This window comes from Pseudomonas sp. TWI628 (assembly GCF_039673865.1).
Classification (GTDB): Bacteria; Pseudomonadota; Gammaproteobacteria; order Pseudomonadales; family Pseudomonadaceae; genus Aquipseudomonas.
In genome coordinates this window covers 135,988-156,051 of sequence record NZ_JBDJMM010000002.1, presented here as the reverse complement: position 1 = coordinate 156,051, position 20,064 = coordinate 135,988, and the positions used below count along the sequence as shown (strand labels likewise).

The 20,064-nt window shown below is 64.2% G+C and carries 16 protein-coding genes and 1 riboswitch; of the genes, 6 read left to right on the top strand and 10 right to left on the bottom strand.

The window, feature by feature from the left end:
- Positions 1-27: 27 nt before the first annotated feature.
- Positions 28-142, bottom strand: a riboswitch (TPP riboswitch).
- Positions 143-394: 252 nt separating this feature from the next.
- From ABE528_RS02255 to ABE528_RS02245, 3 genes are all read left to right on the top strand, one after another.
- A complete protein-coding gene (locus tag ABE528_RS02255) occupies positions 395-3,787 on the top strand; it encodes an Ig-like domain-containing protein (RefSeq protein WP_346652034.1) in 3,393 nt (1,130 codons plus the stop codon).
- Between the two features lie 63 nt (positions 3,788-3,850).
- Positions 3,851-4,846, top strand: coding sequence for an SCO family protein (locus ABE528_RS02250; protein ID WP_346652033.1), 996 nt, complete (start codon positions 3,851-3,853; stop codon positions 4,844-4,846).
- Positions 4,847-4,960: 114 nt separating this feature from the next.
- Positions 4,961-5,911, top strand: coding sequence for a tyrosine-type recombinase/integrase (locus ABE528_RS02245; RefSeq protein ID WP_346652032.1), 951 nt, complete (start codon positions 4,961-4,963; stop codon positions 5,909-5,911).
- Positions 5,912-5,935: 24 nt separating this feature from the next.
- On the opposite strand, the gene ABE528_RS02240 is transcribed toward ABE528_RS02245, so the two are convergent.
- The gene (locus tag ABE528_RS02240) at positions 5,936-7,078 is read right to left on the bottom strand and encodes a glycerate kinase (RefSeq protein ID WP_346652031.1); all 1,143 of its coding nucleotides are present in this window, start codon (positions 7,076-7,078) and stop codon (positions 5,936-5,938) included.
- Between the two features lie 112 nt (positions 7,079-7,190).
- Positions 7,191-8,288, bottom strand: a complete 1,098-nt coding sequence (locus tag ABE528_RS02235) for a sugar diacid recognition domain-containing protein (RefSeq protein WP_346652030.1) — start codon at positions 8,286-8,288, stop codon at positions 7,191-7,193.
- Between the two features lie 163 nt (positions 8,289-8,451).
- On the opposite strand from ABE528_RS02235, the gene ABE528_RS02230 reads away from it, so the two are divergent.
- From ABE528_RS02230 to ABE528_RS02220, 3 genes are all read left to right on the top strand, one after another.
- A complete protein-coding gene (locus tag ABE528_RS02230) occupies positions 8,452-9,780 on the top strand; it encodes an MFS transporter (RefSeq protein ID WP_346652029.1) in 1,329 nt (442 codons plus the stop codon).
- A 179-nt stretch (positions 9,781-9,959) separates the two neighbouring features.
- Entirely contained in the window at positions 9,960-11,480 is a 1,521-nt protein-coding gene (locus tag ABE528_RS02225; RefSeq protein WP_346652028.1) for an FAD-dependent oxidoreductase, read from the top strand.
- 80 nt (positions 11,481-11,560) lie between these two features.
- Positions 11,561-12,571: an aldo/keto reductase gene (locus ABE528_RS02220; protein WP_346652027.1), complete on the top strand. Its 1,011-nt coding sequence runs from the start codon at positions 11,561-11,563 to the stop codon at positions 12,569-12,571.
- A gap of 104 nt (positions 12,572-12,675) precedes the next feature.
- Here ABE528_RS02220 and ABE528_RS02215 read toward each other — a convergent pair whose 3' ends face one another.
- The 8 genes from ABE528_RS02215 to catA form a co-directional block, all read right to left on the bottom strand.
- On the bottom strand, positions 12,676-12,882 hold the full coding sequence (locus ABE528_RS02215) for a hypothetical protein (RefSeq protein WP_152957501.1): 207 nt from the start codon (positions 12,880-12,882) through the stop codon (positions 12,676-12,678).
- 73 nt (positions 12,883-12,955) lie between these two features.
- Complete coding sequence (locus ABE528_RS02210) at positions 12,956-13,168, bottom strand: cold-shock protein (protein WP_152957502.1); 213 nt, start codon at positions 13,166-13,168, stop codon at positions 12,956-12,958.
- Positions 13,169-13,322: 154 nt separating this feature from the next.
- Positions 13,323-14,303 carry an LLM class flavin-dependent oxidoreductase gene (locus ABE528_RS02205; RefSeq protein ID WP_346652026.1) on the bottom strand — a complete coding sequence of 327 codons (981 nt, stop codon included), beginning with the start codon at positions 14,301-14,303 and terminating at the stop codon, positions 13,323-13,325.
- Between the two features lie 99 nt (positions 14,304-14,402).
- Positions 14,403-15,314 carry a LysR family transcriptional regulator gene (locus ABE528_RS02200; RefSeq protein WP_346652025.1) on the bottom strand — a complete coding sequence of 304 codons (912 nt, stop codon included), beginning with the start codon at positions 15,312-15,314 and terminating at the stop codon, positions 14,403-14,405.
- 69 nt (positions 15,315-15,383) lie between these two features.
- Positions 15,384-16,439 (bottom strand): metal-dependent hydrolase, encoded by a 1,056-nt coding sequence (locus tag ABE528_RS02195; protein ID WP_346652024.1) that lies wholly within the window; start codon positions 16,437-16,439, stop codon positions 15,384-15,386.
- A 94-nt stretch (positions 16,440-16,533) separates the two neighbouring features.
- Entirely contained in the window at positions 16,534-17,784 is a 1,251-nt protein-coding gene (locus tag ABE528_RS02190; RefSeq protein ID WP_346652023.1) for an OprD family porin, read from the bottom strand.
- Between the two features lie 54 nt (positions 17,785-17,838).
- Positions 17,839-19,038, bottom strand: a complete 1,200-nt coding sequence (locus tag ABE528_RS02185) for a benzoate/H(+) symporter BenE family transporter (protein WP_346652022.1) — start codon at positions 19,036-19,038, stop codon at positions 17,839-17,841.
- Positions 19,039-19,135: 97 nt separating this feature from the next.
- Entirely contained in the window at positions 19,136-20,050 is a 915-nt protein-coding gene (gene catA / locus ABE528_RS02180; RefSeq protein ID WP_346652021.1) for a catechol 1,2-dioxygenase, read from the bottom strand.
- Positions 20,051-20,064: the final 14 nt, after the last annotated feature.

The window sequence follows — 20,064 nt, the reverse complement described above, 5'->3', positions numbered from 1 at the left end:
GTGTGGCCTCGCAGTGAGGCCGGCAAAAGGCAGGTTCAGTCCCATCCCTTCGCCGGCATTATCCGGATCAGGTTCGAAGGGTCACCGCGCTGCAGCTGCCAGCGGTTTCTCAGCCCGTTGCCGGGCTCCCCTTGGTGGGCAACAGGTATACAGCGCCAATCACCAATTGTCACCCACCCCACCACCGGAGTTGGGCCCCCACCCCGCCCAGTTTCGGGGGCCTACACCCGGTCTTTGACACCCTGTTATTTAGCGCGCATCAGGCGCCGCAAGGAGTTGTTTAACAAAGTATTACCGAAACACCTGTTGGCACAGCCGTTGCTCAGGCCATAAAAACCCGGCAATACGCCATTGATGGCCCATAGCCATTTTGCTGCGAGCGAGGCACCAGGCAATGAAAACACCTGCCGTGATCCACCCCAACAGCCACGCCTTCACATTGTCCGCCGTGACCGCGCTGATGCTCAGCTTCGGGCTGATCTCAGCCATGGCCTCCTCGATGGATGATGTCAGCCAGCCACCGCCGACGGACCCGTCGCATTACGATGACCAGCCAGCAGACCCCGCCCCGGCGCTGCTCAACCTGTCCACCCTGCCCGAGGCCAACCAAGGATCGCTGGAGCTACAAAATGGGGTATATGGTGATCGCACCAGCAACCTCGTCGACAACGTGCTGCCGCCCGCCCTGCAGACGTCACGCAACTACCCTACCAACGGCAAGCCGAGCCCGTTGTTCGGGGCGCAGCCGTTTACCCAGCAATTGCTGCTGTTCGAGGAATTCGGACCGGAAAAACTCGACCCCAACCTGCCACCACCGACGCTGACCTTCCCGGTGCCCACGCTGGGCGCGGAACCTGCTCAAGACCCCAACGTGGTCGCCCGCAGCAGCCCCAACGGCAATGCCCTGGAAGCCTTCCTCAAGCAACCGGGGCTGTACCCGTACCCGACCCAGTACGCCAACACCCTGGACCGCAACCCGTGGAAGGCGCAGATCGAGCTGTTCCTGAACCGCAACTCGGTCGGCTCACCAGCGGAAGGCCGGCCACCAGGAAAAGGCTGGTCGCACCAGCGTTGGAACGAGTTCTACCCCCAGGCGGCGTTCAAGACCGCGCAGGCCGGTGCGCGCATCAACCAGGGGCTGCGTGACCGCAAGCAGCTGCACAACTATGCCGTCGGCGAGTTCGCACCGGGCGGGCTGTATTACCAGACCTCGGACATCCCGAACACCCTCGGCACCACCAAGGGCATCGACACCCGTTTCCACCCCAACTTCCCCCTGCAGAACCACAAGTCGCTGTGGACCTTCGACGGCACCTTTCCGCCGAAACTGCTGATGGTCCGCTATGGCCAGCCGGTGCTGATGCGCCACTACAACGCCCTGCCGATCGACCCGGCAGCCAACGCCGGCTTCGGCCTGCACACCATCTCCACCCACGAGCACAACGGTCACTCGCCGGCCGAGAGCGATGGCTTTGCCAACGCCTACTTCTTCCCCGGCCAGTACTACGACTACCGCTGGCCGATCCAGCTGGCCGGCTACGACACCATCAACACCCGTGCCGAAGACCCGCGCGCCGCCTTCCCCTGCTCGCCGGGTGAAACCCTGTTCGTCAACGACGCCAACCCAGGGCTGAAAACCTGCGAGAACGGCAGCATCAAGATTCGTGGCGACTGGCACGAAACCATGAGTACCCACTGGTTCCACGACCACATGATGGATTTCACGGCGCAGAACGTCTACAAAGGCAATGCCGTGATGATGAACTACTACAGCGCGCTGGACCGCGGTAATGAAGCGCTGCAGGACGGCGTCAACCTGCGCTTCCCGAGCGGCTCGGCCATGCCGTGGGGCAACCGCGACTATGACGTCAACCTGGTGATCGCCGACAAGGCCTGGGATCAGAACGGCCAGCTGTGGTTCAACCCGTTCAACACCGACGGCTTCCTCGGTGACCAGGTGCTGGTCAACTGGCAGTACCAGCCCAAGCTCAAGGTCCGCGCACGTAGCTACCGCTTCCGTATCCTCAACGGCTCGGTGTCGCGCTACTTCAAGTTTGCCGTGGTGCGTGAAATCGCTGGCAACAGTGGCGAGTTCAAGGGGCCGTCCGGCTCCAACGTATCGTACGCCCGCGTGCCGTTCCACATGATCGCCAACGACGGCAACATCATGGAACATGCCGTGCCATTCGACGGCACCCTGGACCTCAACGGCGATGGCAAGACCGACGACAACAACGCCATCCTGCCACTGCAAGGCATCGCCGAGCGTTACGACATCATCATCAACTTCGCCAAGAACGGGATCAAAGTCGGCGACAAGCTGTACATCGTCAACATCATGGAGCATGAAACCGGCAAGGGCCCGAAACAGGCCATTTCGCTGGCCGACGTGCTGTCCGAGAAGTACAAGGCGGTGATCAAGCAGACCAGCAGCGGGCCTGAATGGGACAAAGGCGACCCAGTGGTCGGCAAGGTCATGCAACTGGTCGTGCAACCCTACAACGGCACTGACGTCAGCATGGACCCGAGCGCCTATGAGCCGGCCAAACCGGGCAAGGCTGAAGGCCTGAAAATGATCCCGCTGGTGATCGATCGCAACGCCGTGGCCGACCAGGCCAAGATCAAGGCCGCGCGCCACCGCGAGTTCACCTTCGGCCGCTCCGACGGCACCGACACCACCCCCTGGACCATCAAGACCGACGGTGGCTTTGGCTACAGCATGGACCCACGGCGCATCTCCGCGGCAGCGCAGCTGGCCAGCGAAGCGACCCAGTCCGGTTTCAGTGGCGACGGCACCCTGGAGGTGTGGAAGATCAAGAACGGCGGCAGCGGCTGGAGCCACCCGGTGCATGTTCACTTCGAGGAAGGCGTGATCCTCAGCCGTGATGGCAAGGCTCCACCGGAATGGGAAAAATGGGCACGCAAGGACGTCTACCGCATCGGCCCGGATGCCGACTCCTCGTCTGAGGTGGAAATGGCCATTCACTTCCGTGAATTCGCCGGGACCTACATGGAGCATTGCCACAACACCCAGCACGAAGACAACTCGATGCTGCTGCGCTGGGACATCGAGCACCCGGGCCAATTCCAGGTGATGCCAACCCCGCTGCCGGGTTGGGATGGTGTGCAATACATGGCGTCGGTGGGCCTGCCAACCTTCCGCACCGCCAGTAACACCACCACCGACACTGCCAACAAGCCACCGGTGGCCGTGAACGACAGCGCCGCGACCACGGCCGGCAAGCCGATCGTGATCAACGTGCTGGCCAATGACACCGACCCCGAAGGCAACCTGCCGCTGACCGTCAAGGGCCTCAACCAGCCTGATTCCGGCAAGGGTACGGTCAGCACCGATGGCACCACCGTGACCTACACCCCGCCGGCCACGGTCGACGCCCCGTTCACCGCCAGCTTTGCCTACACGGCGCGTGACGCCAAGGGTGCCGATTCGCTGAACCAGGCCACGGTCAGTGTCGCGGTGAGCCCTGCTGTGGTAGCGGACCAGATCCAGGTCAGCAGCGCCGTGGTGCAGGTACGCAGCAACAACCGCTACACCTGGGACATCTCCGGCACCACCTCGGTGGCCACCGGCAACAGCATCAGCGTGACCGCAGCCACCACCAGCGGCCCGCTGAACCTGGGCACGGCGACGCTGACGGCGGCAGGTACCGGGGCACGCTGGCGGTTGTCGGTGACCACCACCGGCAGCGGCCCGGCGACACCGGCGACGATTACCGTGAAGTCGGCACTGGGCCAGAGCGTGACGGCGCCAATCAGCATCAAGTGACTGTTCCATTGAAAAGGGGCCGCTTTGCGGCCCCAACTGCATCAACCCTGGAGGAATGACATCATGGCCCTGTCATGGCGTGTTCTGCTTGCCCTCACCCTGTTTGCTGCCGGTACTCACTACTGGCCGATCAAGCCAGCGCAATCGGCGCAGTCGGCACCCTCGGCCGAGGCCGCCACACCGTGGGGCGCCAGCTACTTCCCCAATACCCCGCTGGTCACCCAGGACGGCAAGAAGGTGCGGTTCTTCGACGACCTGATCAAGGACAAGGTGGTGGCGATCAACTTCATCTTTACCGGCTGTTCCGACTCCTGCCCGGTGGAAACCGCCCGCCTGCGCCAGGTACAGAAGATCCTCGGGGACCGGGTGGGCAAGGACATCTTCCTCTACTCCATCAGCATCGACCCCTACAACGACACCCCCGCCACCCTCAAGCGCTATGCCGAAAAGTTTGGCATCGGCCCCGGCTGGACCCTGCTCACCGGCGAACCTGAAGACATCGAACAGCTGCGCCGGCGCCTGGGCCTGTACATCGAAGGCCTGGAAAACGGGCGCTCCAAGGACCACAACCTGAGCCTGATCATCGGCAACCAGGCCACTGGCCGCTGGATGAAGGCCTCACCGTTCGAAAGCCCGTACATCCTTGCCGACCGCCTGGGCAACAGCCTGCACAACTGGAAACAGGCCAGTGCCATGAGCAACGACTACGCCAGCGCACCGCAGATCCGCCCGCCCAGCAGCGGCGAACAGATCTTCCGCACCCGCTGCTCCTCGTGCCATACCGTGGGTAACACCGAACCCGGCCAACCCGGCATCGGCCCCGACCTGCTCGGCGTAACCCAGCAACGCGACCCAAACTGGCTGATACGCTGGCTGAAAGAGCCGGACCAGATGCTGGCCGAAAAGGAACCGCTGGCCACCCTGCTCTACGAACAGTACAACCGCCTGGCCATGCCTAACATGCGCCTGGGCGATACCGAGATCACCGCGCTGATCACTTACCTGCAGGAAGAGACCACGCGCATACAGACGCCGCTGGCGGATCGGGGAAAACCTTAAGCCGACCCTGCAGGACTATGCGGTACCTGTAGGAACGGCTTCAGCCGCGAGAGGCCCGGACAGGCAAACCAATAAGCGTTATGGTGTCGCTAATATGAAGCTGGCACCACCACCATGACCGACATCGAGCGCTACGTCCGCGCCGCCACCCGCGACAACACCCGGCGCAGCTACCAGGCCGCCATCGAACACTTCGAGGCCCATTGGGGCGGTTTCCTGCCGGCCACCGCCGACAGCATCGCCCGCTACCTGGCCGATCACGCCGAACAGCACGCGGTCAGCACCTTGCGCCAACGCCTGGCAGCACTCAGCCAGTGGCACATCAGCCAAGGCTTCCCCGACCCGACCAAGGCGCCGCTGGTGCGCCAGGTGCTGCGCGGCATCCGCACCCTGCACCCGACGCCGCCCAGGCAAGCCGCCCCGCTGTTGCTGCAACACCTGCAGGCAGCCGTCGAACGTTTCGAAGCAGAAGCCACCCAGGCCCGCGCATGCCACAACCTGCCAGCCTTGCGTCGCGCGCGGCGTGACACTGCCTTGCTGTTGCTGGGCTTCTGGCGCGGCTTTCGCGGTGATGAACTGGCACGGTTGCGGGTGGAGCACATCCAGGCCGAAGCCGGCGTCGGCATTACCCTGTTCCTGCCTCGCAGCAAGGGCGACCGCGAAGCACTGGGCGTGCAGCACCGCACCCCGGCCCTGAAAACGCTGTGCCCGGTCAATGCCTATCTGCAATGGATCGAGGTGGCAGGCATCGCCCACGGCCCGGTATTCCGCAAGCTCGACCGCTGGGGCAACCTCAGCGACACCCCCCTCAACAGCAACAGCCTGGTCGGCCTGCTGCGGCGCATGCTGGCACGGGCCGGGGTACCCGCCGCGCTGTACACCGGCCATTCCCTGCGGCGCGGCTTCGCCACCTGGGCAACGGCCAATGGTTGGGAGCTGAAGGCCCTGATGAGCTACGTCGGCTGGAAGGACGCCAAGTCGGCATTGCGCTATATCGATGCGGCGCAACGCTTTGGCGAGCTGGCCGTGCTACCGGCCAGCCAGGGGCAGGCGCTGATTCCTTGAAGGCGTACCGCGCGATGCCACCTATCAGCGCTGCTGCCTGGCGCATTGCCAGACACGGGCGATATCGCCGGCACGGTCGTGCAGAAGCTGCGCGGCATTCGCGCAGGCCTGCTCCAGGGTCATCGGCCCGCTGGCCAGGGCAAAGGCCGCGTCGATGCCATGGGCATACAGCTGTTGGTAGCCTTCGCCCAAAGTGCCCGCCAGCACCACCACCGGCACCCCGTGGCGCTTGGCCACCCGGGCCACTCCCATGGGGGTCTTGCCGCGCAGCGTCTGGGCGTCGAAGCGCCCTTCACCGGTAATCACCAGGTCGGCGCCTTGCACCAGCGTGTCCAGCCCGGCCAACTCCGCGACCACTTCCACCCCAGGGCGGAAGCGCGCACCCATGAAGGCCTTGGCGGCAAAGCCCATGCCCCCGGCCGCACCGCACCCCGGGAAGTCGCGCACGTCCTCACCCAGCAGCTGGGCACAGTGGTCGGCAAAATGGCCAAGGGCCTGGTCCAGTGCCTGCACCTGCTCGGGGTTGGCGCCCTTCTGCGGGCCAAAGATCGCCGAAGCGCCATTGGCACCGCACAGCGGGTTGTCGACATCGGCCGCCACTTCAACCTGCACCTCGGCCAGGCGGGGGTCCAGGTCACTGGCGTCGATACGGGCCAGCCGCGCCAAGGCCAGGCCACCCTCCTCCAGCGCTTGCCCGTTGGCATCCAGCAGGCGCAGGCCCAGGGCGCGCAGCATGCCGCTGCCGCCATCATTGGTGGCACTGCCGCCAATGGCCAGGACGATGCGTTGTGCCCCGGCCGCCAGGGCGGCGGCGATCAGCTCACCGGTGCCCCAGGTGCTGCTGCGGCAGGCATCACGCTGGCCGCTGGGTACCAGCTGGATACCGCTGGCCTGGGCCATCTCGATCACGGCGGTGCGGCTGTCTGCCAGCCAGCCCCAGCCGGCTTCCACGCTTTGCCCCAGCGGCCCGCGCACGGTCAACCGGCGCAGTTCGCCATGGCTGGCCGCGACAATCGCCTCCATGGTGCCTTCGCCACCATCGGCCATCGGGCATTCGACCAGTTCGGCAGCGGGCAGCGCCTCACCCAGGCCAAGGGCGATGGCACGGGAGACACCGGCAGCGTCGAGGCTGTCCTTGAACGAGTCGGGGGCGATGACGATTTTCATGGGGATTCTCCTGTCCTGATGACGGGCATGCTGACAGTTGTCTGGCGCGCCGGCCTCGGTCGGATGCACAAAAGGCCAGCGGCGTTGTTTGGGCAAATGCCTTTGGCGGCGTTCAATCAGCCGGCAGCAGTTGCAGCCCCAGATACAGGCTCAGCATGCCTTCCAGGCGCAACGGGTCTACCTCGCCCAGTTCAGCGATGCGCTCCAGGCGGTAGCGCAGGCTGTTGCGGTGGATCCCCAGGGCATCGGCACAGGCTTGGCTCTGGCCATCGTGCGCGCACCAGGCGCGCAGCGTGATCAGCAACTGGCCGCTGGCATCGCGGGCGCGAATGCGCTGCAGCGGCTCCAACAGTTCATCCAGCGCGTCTTCGTTGCGGTGGCGCCAGAGCAAGGCTGGCAGGCGGTAGCGGCTGAGGCTCAGCAGCTGTTGTTTCGGCAGCACCTCACGGCCATAGGCCAGCAAGTCACGCACCCGACGGTAACCCCGGCGCAATTGCTCCAGGCTCTGCGCCGCGCTGCCCAACGCCAGGCGTTCGACCTCCCAGCCATGGCGCTGCAGGCGTTCGATCAGGCGTGCTTCATCCAGCACCAGCCCCGCCGGGCGGCACCACAGCAGCGACTCGCGCGAAGGGCTCACGCACCAGCTTTCCGGGTAGCGGCTCATCAACCAGGCCGACAACGTTTCGGCAGGTGGCCCGGATTGCAGCTCGAACAGACACGGCACCCGTGGCAACTGGGGTTTCAGGCCCAGCTGCTGCGCCTCATCCAGCAGCCGTGGCGAATCACCAGTGCCACCGAGCAGCAACGCCAGCAGGTCATCGCAACGCTGTCGCCGCCACTGCTGCTCGACCTGTAGATGGCGTTGCGCCAGCAGCATTTCGGCGGTCATGCGCACCAGTTCGCCGTAGGTGCGCAGTTGCTGTGGCTCGCCGGTCAGGCCGAGCACGCCGATCAGGCGCCCGTCGAGCATCAACGGCAGGTTGACGCCGGGCTGCACGCCCTTCAGGCACTTGGCCGCGTCGACGTCCAGCTCGACCACCCGGCCATTGGCCAACACCAGCTGCGCACCCTCGTGGCGGGTGTTGATGCGCTCGGGCTCGCCACTGCCGAGGATCAGCCCCTGGCTGTCCATGACGTTGACATTGCACGGCAGAATGGCCATCGCCCGATCGACGATATCCTGCGCCAGGTCATGGTCCAGTTCGAACATTCAGCGGTCCTTAATCGTGTCAGCTTTTGTACGGCGGCACAGCACCATGCACGATACGCTGTGCAAAAGCACAAAGACAGGCGCGTCGCACTCCCCGAGACTCGTCAGGGCGAGCGCCGGCACAGGCGACGCGGCGACAACCATAACAACAGAGACCACGATCATGGCACACAGCCCTGCCCCTGACCAAGGCACCGATATCACCCGCAACGCGCTGTACCGGCGCATCACCCTGCGGCTGATCCCGTTCATTTTCATCTGCTACCTGTTCAACTACCTGGACCGCGTCAACGTCGGCTTTGCCAAGCTGCAGATGCTCGATGCACTGAAGTTCAGCGAAACCGTGTACGGCCTTGGCGCCGGCATCTTCTTCATCGGCTACGTGCTCTGCGGCCTGCCGAGCAACCTGGCGCTCAACCGCTTCGGCCCGCGGCGCTGGATTGCGGCGATGATGATCGCCTGGGGCAGCCTTTCGACCTGCCTGCTGTTCGTCACCACCCCGACCGAGTTCTACACCCTGCGCCTGCTGACCGGCGCGGCCGAGGCAGGCTTCTTCCCCGGCGTGGTGCTGTACCTTTCGCGCTGGTTCCCGGCTGACCGTCGTGGCCGCATCATGGCCTTGTTCATGTCGGCGATCCCGGTGTCGGGCCTGCTCGGCGGGCCATTTTCGGGCTGGATCCTCGAACACTTCGCCGCCGGCCAGCATGGCCTGGCCGGCTGGCAGTGGATGTTCCTGATCCAGGGCGTACCCACCGTGGTCCTCGGCGTGCTGGCGATCAAGCTGCTCAGCGATGGCTACCAGAAAGCCGCTTGGCTGAGCCCGGCCGAACGCCAGCTGATCGCCGCCGACCTCGAGGCCGACGCGGCCAGCAAGCCGAACACCACCGGTGACAGTGTCATGGCGGTGCTGACCAACCCGCTGATCTGGACCTTCGGCTTCGTCTACTTCTGCATCCAGAGCGGCGTGTACGCGATCAACTTCTGGCTGCCGTCGATCATCAAGAACATGGGCTTCGACAACCCGCTGCTGATCGGCTGGCTGAGCGCCATTCCGTACCTGCTGGCCGGGGTATTCATGATTCTGTGCGGCCGCTCGGCGGACTTGCGCAACGAACGCCGCTGGCATCTTGTGGTGCCGATGCTGATGGGCGCCGTCGGCCTGCTGATTGCGGTCAACTTCGCTGCCAACCCGACCATCGCCATCCTCGGCCTGTCGATCGCCACCATGGGCGCCCTCACCGGCCTGCCGATGTTCTGGCCGATGCCGACCGCGCTGCTCAGCGCCAGTGCCGCAGTGGCGGGCCTGGCGATCATCAACTCGGTGGGCCAGATGGCCGGCTTCCTCAGCCCGTACCTGGTCGGCTTCATCAAGGACCAGACCGGTTCGACCGATGCTGCGCTGTATTCGCTGGCGGCGCTGATCGTGCTGGGTAGCCTGGTGGCCCTGCGGGTTACCCGGGCTGGTGCATTGACTGCTGCCCGGACCCATTGAGTTTGCTGGTGAGTTCGACGGGAGGTTTGCACCGCCGATGAGATCGAGCGCCGCCGCGGCGCTCGATCTCCCAGGCGCTGCAAATCCCAAGGCGAACAACGGCGCCGATCGTCAGATCGACGCATCCCCCTCCCACCCCAGGCGTCAAATGGTTCCAAAGGCCCCTTTGGAGAAGCCCCATGACCCAGCACGCCGTGGCTCGCCTCGAACAGCTCGATCCCAAGCGCCCCTTGCGCGTTCAGGCCGGCAACGAAGAAATGATCCTGGTCCGCCAGGGCGACCAGGTCCACGCCTACCAGGGCAACTGCCCGCACGAAGGCGCACCCTTGGAAGAAGGCGTGATCTGCGGTGGCCTGCTGGTCTGCCCCTGGCACAAGGCTGCGTTTGCCGTTGATGAAGGTGCGGTGTGTGAACCTCCGGCGCTGACCGACCTGCGCCGCTACCGGGCGTGGGTCAAGGACGGTGAAGTGTGGGTCGATGACCAGCCATTGCCGAAAAGCGAGCCACCGCGACACAGCGATGCCCGTACCTTCGTGGTGATCGGTGCCGGTGCTGCCGGCTCCGCGGCGGTCGCCACGCTGCTCGACCACGGCTTTGGCGGGCACCTGGTCTGGCTCGACCAGGAGCGCCAACCCGCCTACGACCGCACCGCCTTGAGCAAATTCGTCATTGCCGGGGAGATGGCACCCGACGAGGTGTCAACCTTGATCGAGCCCGACCAGCTGCGCAAAGGCCACCTCGATCGGCGCGTTGGCAAGGTGCGGGCGCTGGATGTAAAAAAACGCCAGATCACCCTCGCCGACGGCCAGCACATCGAATACGACGCCGCCCTGCTGGCCACTGGCGGCAAACCACTGCGCCCGCAACTGCCAGGGGTCGACCTGCCCGGTATCATGACCCTGCGCTCGCGTGAGGATGCCGCACGCCTGCTCGATGCCGCCGAACCTGGGCAGCCGGTGGTGATCGTCGGTGACGGGTTCATTGGCCTGGAAGCCGCCTCGGCACTGCGCAAGTACGGCGCGCAGGTGCATGTGGTCACGCGTCACCAAGTCCCGTTGGCCAAGCAGCTCGGTGAGCGTATCGGCCGTTGTATTCGCGAACTGCATGAACGCAAGGGCGTGGTCTTTCATGGCCCGACCGAGGTTGAACGCTTCCTGGGCGAAGACAAGGTCGAAGCCGTGCAGCTGGCCAATGGCGAAGAGCTGGTCGCGCCCCTGGTGCTGCTAGGCACCGGTGTCAAACCGGCCACGGCCTTCGTGCAGGGCGTGCCGTTGGCCAAGGATCAGTCGCTGGTGGTCGATGCCGAGCTGCACGCCGCTGAGGGGCTATGGGCTGCCGGCGACATCGCCACCTTCCCGCATGGGGGCCGGCCAGTGCGCATCGAGCACTGGCGGTTGGCCCAGCAGCATGGGGTGATCGCCGCTGCCAACATGTTGGGCGAACAGCGCCGGTACAACGACGTGCCGTTCTTCTGGACCTACCAGCACGGTCGCACCTACGAGGTACTGGGGCACGCCCGGGACTGGGATCGCATCGCGTTTGTGGGGGAGCCGGAGAAAGGTGACTTCATTGCCTTGCAGTGTGTCGGGGATCAGGTCGAGGCCGTGGTAGCCAAGGGCTATTCGGATGCCATGGCGACGTTGTCGCAACGGATGAAGCGGCCTTTGACCCTTGATCAAGCCCTTGAGCTGATTGGCTGATTTCACCGCCCCTGCGGCCTTTCAAAGCCCGTCGGTTCTGTGTAAAACAAGCGGATCATTCCCCGCAAAGGATACTCGGCATGATCTACCGTCCCCTGGGCCAATCTGGCCTGCAAGTCTCCGCCCTGACCCTGGGCAGCATGATGTTCGGCGAGCAGACCAGCACCGAGGATGCGCTACGGATCATCGACAAAGCCTGGGACCAGGGCATCAACTTCATCGACACCGCCGACGTGTACAACGCCGGCCGCTCCGAAGAAATCGTCGGGGAAGCGGTGGCGCGCCACCGCCAGGACTGGATCGTCGCCTCCAAGGTCGGCATGGGACCGACCGATGGCCTGCCCAACCGCAGCGGGCTGTCGCGCAAGCACATCTTCAATGGCATCGAAGCCACGCTGACGCGCATGCACCTAGATTACCTGGACATCTACTACCTGCACCGCGAAGACCACAAGGTGCCGCTGGAGGAGACCGTGCGTGCCATCGGCGACCTGCTGCAGCAGGGCAAGATCCGTTACTGGGGGGTGTCCAATTACCGTGGCTGGCGCATCGCCGAGCTCTGCAACCTCGCCGAGCGCCTGGGCGTGGCCAAGCCGGTGGTGAGCCAGCCGTTGTACAACATCGTCAACCGCCAGGCCGAGCCTGAGCAGATGACCGCCGCCGCGTATCACGGCCTGGGCGTGGTGCCGTTCAGCCCGCTGGCCCGTGGTGTGCTCAGCGGCAAGTATGCGCCTGGGGCCGAGCCCGAAGCGGGCAGCCGCGCTGCACGCCAGGACAAGCGCATCATGGAGGTGGAATGGCGCCAGGAGTCGCTGGCCATTGCCCGGCAGCTGCAGGACTACGCTCAGGCCAAGGGCGTCGGGCTGGTCGAGTTCGCGATTGCCTGGGTGCTCAACAGCCAATTGGTCAGCTCGGCCATCGTTGGGCCGCGCACCGAGGCGCAGTGGGATACCTATGGCGGGGCGCTGGAAGTGAAGATCACAGCCGAAGACGAGGCATTCATCGATGCGCTGGTAACGCCGGGGCATGCGTCGACGCCGGGGTTCAACGATGTGGCGCACTTTGTCAGTGGGCGGTTGGCGCGTCGCTGATCATTCTCCTGCCCCGGCCTGATTTATCCGCAAGAGGCCATTACAGGAAAACCTTATGCTGAAAAGGGAGCTGAATGGCTCCCATTTTTCAATCGTTGATCTGACTAATGCAAAGGGGGTTCAACTTCAATCCGCACATTGAAAGCGTAAAGGCGGCCTTGCTCATCAATTCCCACCTCGTAGGAGACCGTCTGGCCTTCACGGAACTGTTTGCCGGGCTCCTGCAGAAAATACATGCCTTGTTCTGCAGCCTCAATCTCAGGATCAGCAGATACGGATAGCGGGTTTGTCTTGCGAACGCGACTGGACATGATCAACACCTCCGTGCGGATAAGCCTTGCGCTCATTCAGGCAATGAGCGAACAAGCGCAAGGCAAAGGCCTGCTATACAGGACGCACGCGGGCTGCCTGCATGCCTTTCTGGCCCTTTTCAGCCACAAAACTGACCTTTTGGCCTTCTTTCAAACTCTTGAACCCGTCCGCCTCAATGGATTTGAAATGGACGAAAAGATCATCACCGCCACCATCAGGCGTGATGAATCCAAAGCCTTTTTCATCGTTGAACCATTTCACCGTGCCCGTTTGTTCTCCAGCCATGTTCTTCACCTTAATCTCTGAATTTTGTTTTTACTGGGCAACCGTCGTGACAGTGATGTCCAGCGCAGCCTTATCTTCGAACGATCACGCAAGAATAGCTACTAGCATTTTTATCAGGTGTGTTCGTCTTTAATATGAGAAAACGTACTAGGCATTATCCGAGTTCCGCCAAAGCCCGCGCCGCATAGGCATGCGAGCGCAAACGCGCCAACGGGTCATGGATCCGGCAATCGATCATCAGCTCATCCGCAGCGGTCTGCTCGATCAGCGAACGCAGCCCTTCACGCACCCGCTCAGGCCCACCGGCAATGCTGCAGGCCATCACCTGTTCCAGTACCGCCCGCTCGTGACCCGGCAAGCTCTGCACATACCCTTCCTGCGGTTTGGGCAGCAAGCCGAAGCGCCCGACGTGCAAGTCGAGCATCCACTTGCGATGCGAACTGGCCTGGTAATCCGCCTCGGCATCGCTGTCGGCGGCGAACAGGTTTACGCCCACCATCACATACGGTTTGGCCAGTTGCGCGGACGGCTGGAAGTTCGCCCGGTAATGGGCGATCGCCTGCAGCAGGTAACGCGGCGCGAAGTGCGAGGCGAAGGCATAGGGCAGACCAAGCTTCGCCGCCAGGTCTGCACCGAACAGGCTGGAGCCGAGGATCCATATTGGTACCTCGTGCGCGCCCGGTACGCCACGGACCTGGCGTTTGCGGTTGTCGGCCAGATAGTCGCGCAGCTCGGCGATGTCCTGGTTGAAGTCGCGCTCCGGCGCGGCGCCACGCAGGGCCCGCACGGTCGGTCCGGAGGTACCGGGTGCACGGCCCAGACCGAGGTCGATACGGCCCGGATGCAGGGTGTCGAGGGTGCCGAACTGCTCAGCGACCACCAGCGGCGCATGGTTGGGCAGCATGATGCCGCCGGCCCCCACGCGGATGTGCTTCGTGGCATTGGCGATCTCGTTAATCACCAGCGAGGTGGCAGCCGAACCAATGCCAGGCATGTCGTGATGCTCGGCGATCCAGTAGCGGCTGTAGCCATGCTGCTCGACATGGCGAGCCAGTTGGCGGGATTCTTCGATCGCGTCGGCGAAGGTCTTGCCCTCGCCGATCATGACCAGATCCAGTACGGACAAGGCAGTCATGGGGTCTCCAGATGGATTATCAGTGACGCCAGTGTCTGCGCTGCGGCGCCAGGGATAAACCCGGCTTCAGGCCCTACATAGGGGCCTGGTAGTCCCCAATCAGGACTCCCAGGGCACGCCCGTTTCCCAGCTGACTACCAGCAGGTCAATGAAGCCGCGTACCCGAGGGGACAGATGACGCTTGCTCGGGTACACGATGCGAATCGGGTCTGCCGGTGGCCGGTAACCTTGCAGCACCTCCACCAGGGTGCCGGCGCGCAGGTCGTCGCCGGTAATGTAGGTCGGCAGGTGAATCAGCCCGAAACCTGCCCTGGCACCGTCAAGCATGGCCTCGGAACTGTCGATGTTCAGCCGCCCAGGGTTTTCACACAGGTGCAGGCCCGCGTCGGTGTGGAAGCGCCAGGGCATGGCCTTCTCGCCAGCGAGAAAGGCGATCTTGTCATGGCCGTAGAGGTCGGCGGGAACCTGCGGTATGCCACGTGCTTCAAGGTACGCGGGCGAAGCACAGGTGACGAACTGCTGCCAGGCCACCGTGCGAGTCAGCAGTTGCGAATCTTCCTTGGGCAGACCGATGCGTACGGCAACGTCGACGCCCTCCTCGACCAGGTCGACGAAGCGGTCGGTGAAACGGATATCGGCCCGCAGCTCCGGCCATTGCTTGAGGTACTGGTCGAGAATCGGCAGCACATGACGCTGGCCGAGCGACAGCGGCGCAGTCAGGCGCAGGGTGCCGGTGGGCTTGCCACGGCGCTGGGCCATGGTGCTTTCCACCTCGTCCAGGTCATCGAGAATCTGCCGCCAGCGCTCGTAAGCTACCAGGCCCTCGTCGGTCAGGCTCAGCTTGCGCGTGGTACGGTTGAGCAGGCGCACGGCCATGCGCGCCTCCAGGCGGGCGATGCTCTTGCCCACTGCCGAGCGGGTCAGGCCCAGGCTGGCAGCTGCGGCGGTGAAGCTGCCAGCCTTCACGGCACTGACGAAGGCGGCGATGTCGCCGAAGCGGTTGGGTTCCATGGCTGATTCCTGGGCATGCAGAAGGCCGGCTTAAATGGTTGCAAATCGCAGTATTGCAAGGGCAAGTGCTCAGCGCTCGCTCCAGGCGGCCAACGGCAACGGCGGTCGCTGGTCGAGAATCCGCCGCCAGATCAGCGCCAGGTCACCGTTATTGAACATCGCGCCGACCCCTGAGCCGGCCCAGCGGCTTGGCGTATCGGCGACCCACTGCCCCTGGCCATCGCGGTGGGCCATGTTGAAGCGAAAGGTGTAATTGCCGGGGATGCCCATGCGCAGGTCGGTGACCACCAGTTGATCGTCGATGACGTCATAGCGCAGCCAGTCACCGGTAAACCAGCGCAGCCGCTCAAGCAAAGGCGCATCGTACAGGTCATCGCGCGCCGCCAGGTTCAGTGGCAGGCGCTGCATCTCCGGTGGTTCACGGTCAAACGTGCTGCTGATGCCCTCGTAGTAGAAACCCTCCGGGGTCTTGGCCAGCACCCGCCAGACTAGGCTGTTGAATGCGATGGGCACGGCGCGCACTTGGCTTGCCTGGATACCTTGCTGCCCGAGCGCCAGTTGAAAGCGCTGCTCGGCGGCAATGCGCCCGGCCAGGCCGAACCCCAGGTAGGCGCTGCTCAATACCAGTGCCAGGCTCAACAGCTGCACGGCCCTGCCCTGCAGCCCCTTGAAGGCGGCGTAAAGCACAGCCGCCAACAGCGGCACGGTATAGACCGGATCGATGATGAACACCGCCGCCCAGCTCAGCGGGGTGAATTGCAGCGGCCAGAACAGCTGGGTGCCGTAGACCGTGAACGCGTCGAGGATCGGGTGAGTTACCAGCACCAGCCAGAACGCCAAAAACAGCCGGGGCTGCGTGTAGCCTTTGTCGGGCCATCGTGTTCGGGTGAGCCGGTTGACCAGCCAGGCCAGCAGCAGGGCCAGGCCGGTGAGGACGAAGATCGAATGGGAGAAGCCGCGGTGGTAGGTCATCTGCGACACCGGGTCGGCGTAGCGGATGACCACGTCGAGGTCCGGCACGGTGCCCAGGGCAGCGCCATAGATAAGCGAGCGACGGCCCTGGATACGGCCGAGTACCGTGCCTTGCAGCGCAGCACCGAGCACGGCTTGGGTGATGGAGTCCAAAGTCAGGTTTCCTCAATGGCCATTGAGGAAACCTAACCCCCGTTACCCGGGTGGCGCAATCGCTGCTGTGTGACAACAAATGGCCGGTGACGCCTCAAAACAGCTGCCAGGTGTACACCAGGGTCAACCGGTTCTCGTCGATATCACTGCGGTAGTTGGAGCGCGCCATGGCATTGCGAACCCTGATGCCCAGCCCTTTTAGCACCCCACTCTGCACGGCATAGCCTATATCCAGATCGCGTTCGCGATCCTTGCCTTCGTACCCTTTGCCCGTGTCGACGTTGTTGCCGGTGATATAGCGCACCGTCGCTGTCAGGCCTGGAACACCCATGGCCGCGAAGTTGTAGTCGTAACGCAGCTGGTACGAACGCTCGTCGGTATAGGCAAACTCATAGGTCGGCACTTCGTTGCCCAACGGCGAAATGTTGGCGAACACCCGTGGGAACGGGCTGTCGCCATAGATGCCCTGGTAGCCAGCATGGAAACTGTGGCCACCCAGCCGGGCAGTGAACATCGAGAAAAACGCCTGGTTGTCGATCTTGCCCAGCAACGCATCGCCATCCTCCTGGGCGGTGAAATAGCCAAGATTGGCACTCAGCACCCAGTCCCCCACCGGCTTGCTGTGCTTCAGGCCCAGGAAACCCTGGTGGTAGATATCTTCAAGCTGCCCGTACCACAGGCTGACGCTGCTCTGGTTGGCGTTGAACGCATAGTCACCGCCCACATAGTTGAAGGCATCGCTTTCGGCCTGGCGCTGGGGCACATGGCCGAGCATGGCGTTCATCTTGCCATCGCCGCCCTCGTTGCGCAGGTGGCTGCTGGTCAGGTGCCCGGCCTGCACGGTCAGCCCGTCGATTTCCGCCGAGCTGATGCTGGTGCCCTGGTACGTCGGCGGCAGCAGGCGGATATCACTGAAGGTCAGCACCGGCAGGTTGGGCTGCAACTCGCCCACGCGCAGCTCGGTCTTCGACAGCCGGGCCTTGAAAGCGAGGCCCAGGCGGCTGTACTCGTCAGCCGCGCGGCCATCACCGTGCACCGGCAGCAGACCGGTGTTGACCCGGTCCGGGCTGCTGTCGAGCTTGATGCCGAGCAGGCCCAGGGCATCGACGCCGAAGCCGACCGGGCCTGGCGTGTAGCCGGACTTGAAATCGAGGATGAAGCCCTGGGCCCACTCCTCGGCCTTGGACTGCTGGTTGGCCCCGACGATGTCGGAAAAATCACGGCTGAAGTAGTAGTTGCGGGCGCTGAGGCTGGCTTTGGCATCCTCGAAGAAGCCGCCTTCGGCGGCGAACAAGGAGGGGCTGAGCAAGGTCAGCCCAATGGCGACGCAAGGGGTGTGGTTCATTCCGAAGCTCTCTTGATCTTGTTGTTATGGATAAAGCGCGGGGAACACGGTTTTTCAGGAATTGCGGCGCAGCACCTCGCGGCGTTGCGGGCGGCGCAGGCGCAGCAGTGCATGGGCCAGCAGGCCGAACAGCAGGCCCCAGAACGCTGCCGACAGGCCCAGGAAGGACACCCCCGAGGCGGTGACCAGGAAGGTGAACAACCCGGCATCACGCTCGCTGGGTTCAGCCAGGCTGCGTGCCAGGGCCTCGCTGATGGCGCCGTACAGGGCAAGCCCGGCCAGGGCTGCGATCAGCGCGGCGGGAAACGCAGCGAACAGCGACATCAAGGTGGCCCCGGCAACCCCCAGCAGCAGGTACAACGTGCTGCCGGCGACGGCCGCGACATAGCGCCGGCGCGGGTTCTCATGGGCTTCATGGCCGGTGCACAGGCTGGCAGTAACGGCCGCGAGGTTCAGGCCATGGCAACCGAACGGTGCGAGCAGCGCACCGGCCAGAGCACTGGCGCTGATCAGCGGGCTGGCCGGCGTGCCGTAGCCTGCGTTGCGCAGCACTGCCATGCCCGGCATGAACTGCCCGGTCAGTGCCACCAGCACCATGGGCAGTGCCAGGCTGAAGGTTGCCGCCAGGCTGAACTGCGGGGTAATCCACTGTGGCGAGGCCAGCTCCAGCACCAGTGCCTCGCTGCGCAAGGCACCACTGGCCAGGGTCACCAACGCACCGACGCACAGCACGGCAGCGACGGCATAGCGCGGTTGCAGCCTGCGCATCAGCAGGTAGCTAGTGAACATCGCCAGCACCAGCAGCGGCTGCACCGGCAGTGCCCGGAAAACCTCGGTGCCGAAGCTGAACAGGATGCCGGCCTGCATACCCGCGGCGATGGCGCCCGGCAGGTGCGCGATGATGCGGTCGAAGGCCCCGCTGATGCCGATCAGCAGCAGGAGCAGGTTGGCGACCAGGTAAGCACCTACGGCCTGCTCCAGGCCGAGCTGGGGCAAGGCGGTGACCAGCAGTGCCGATCCTGGGATCGACCAGGCAATCACCACCGGCACCCGGTAATGCAGGCTGAGCACCGCCCCCAGCACGGCGCTGCCCATGGACACGGCCCAGACCCAGGACGACAGCATGGCGTGGGACAGGCCGGCGGCTTCGGCGGCATGGAAGATGATCACCAGTGGGCCGGCGTAGGAAATCAGGGTCGCGATGCAGCCGGCGACCAGGGCTGACAGGGAGCAGTCCTTGATCAGGGTTTTCATGAGACTTCTCGCAAGGCATCGGCCGGCCTTGGTGGCTGGCTCTTGTTCTGTGTCGGCTTCTTCGCGGGCACGCCTGCGAAGAAGCCAAGGCGATGTATCAGCCCTCCTGCAAGGCCCGTGGCCGACCACTGCGCTGTTCATCCGCATTGGCCTGGGCCTTCTGCAGCTGGAAGTCGAACTTCAACTCGGCATGGCGCCCCTCTGCCCCTTCATGGAACACCACCTCGCCCACCAGCCCGTCACGGGTGGCGTAGGCAAAGTCGTCCCACAGGTACTTGTCCCCGGCCAGGTTGATCTGCGTGGTCAGGTGGCGATGCCCCGGCGCCGAAATGAAGAAGTGCACGTGTGCCGGGCGCTGGCCATGGCGACCGAGCAGGTCCAGGCATTCCTGGGTCGGGCCCTGCGGGTCGCAGCCATAACCGGACGGCACGATGGAGCGCGCGCGATAACGGCCTTCGGCATCGGTGATGATGCGTCGGCGCAGGTTGTATTCGGACTGGCTCTGATCGAAGAACGAGTAGGTGCCACGGGTATTGGCATGCCACAAGTCGACAATGGCGCCGGCCAGCGGCTGGCCCTGAGGGTCGAACACCTGGCCCTCGAGGAACATCACGGTAGCCACGCCCTCCTCGCTGCCGTCGTCCATGCGCACTTCACCTTCAGCGAGCGGCGCACCGGCCACATACAGCGGGCCTTCGATGGTGCGCGGGGTGCCGCCGGTCAAACCGACTTCGGCGTCCTTGGCATCCTGCAGCAGGTCGAGGAAGTGCTCGATGCCCAGGCCTGCCACCAGCAACCCGGCCTCACCGCGCCCGCCGAGGCGGTTGAGATAGTCGACGGCGTGCCAGAACTCGTCCTCGGTGATTTCCAGGTCTTCGATCAGCCGCCCGGTGTCCTGCAGCACACGCTGGATGATGCGCTTGAGGCGCGGGCTGCCTTGGTCGTTGCCAAAGCCGGCGGCTTCTTCGAAGAACTTCTGGATATCGGCAGTGTGGGAAATCTTCACGGTCATGATGGTTACCTCAT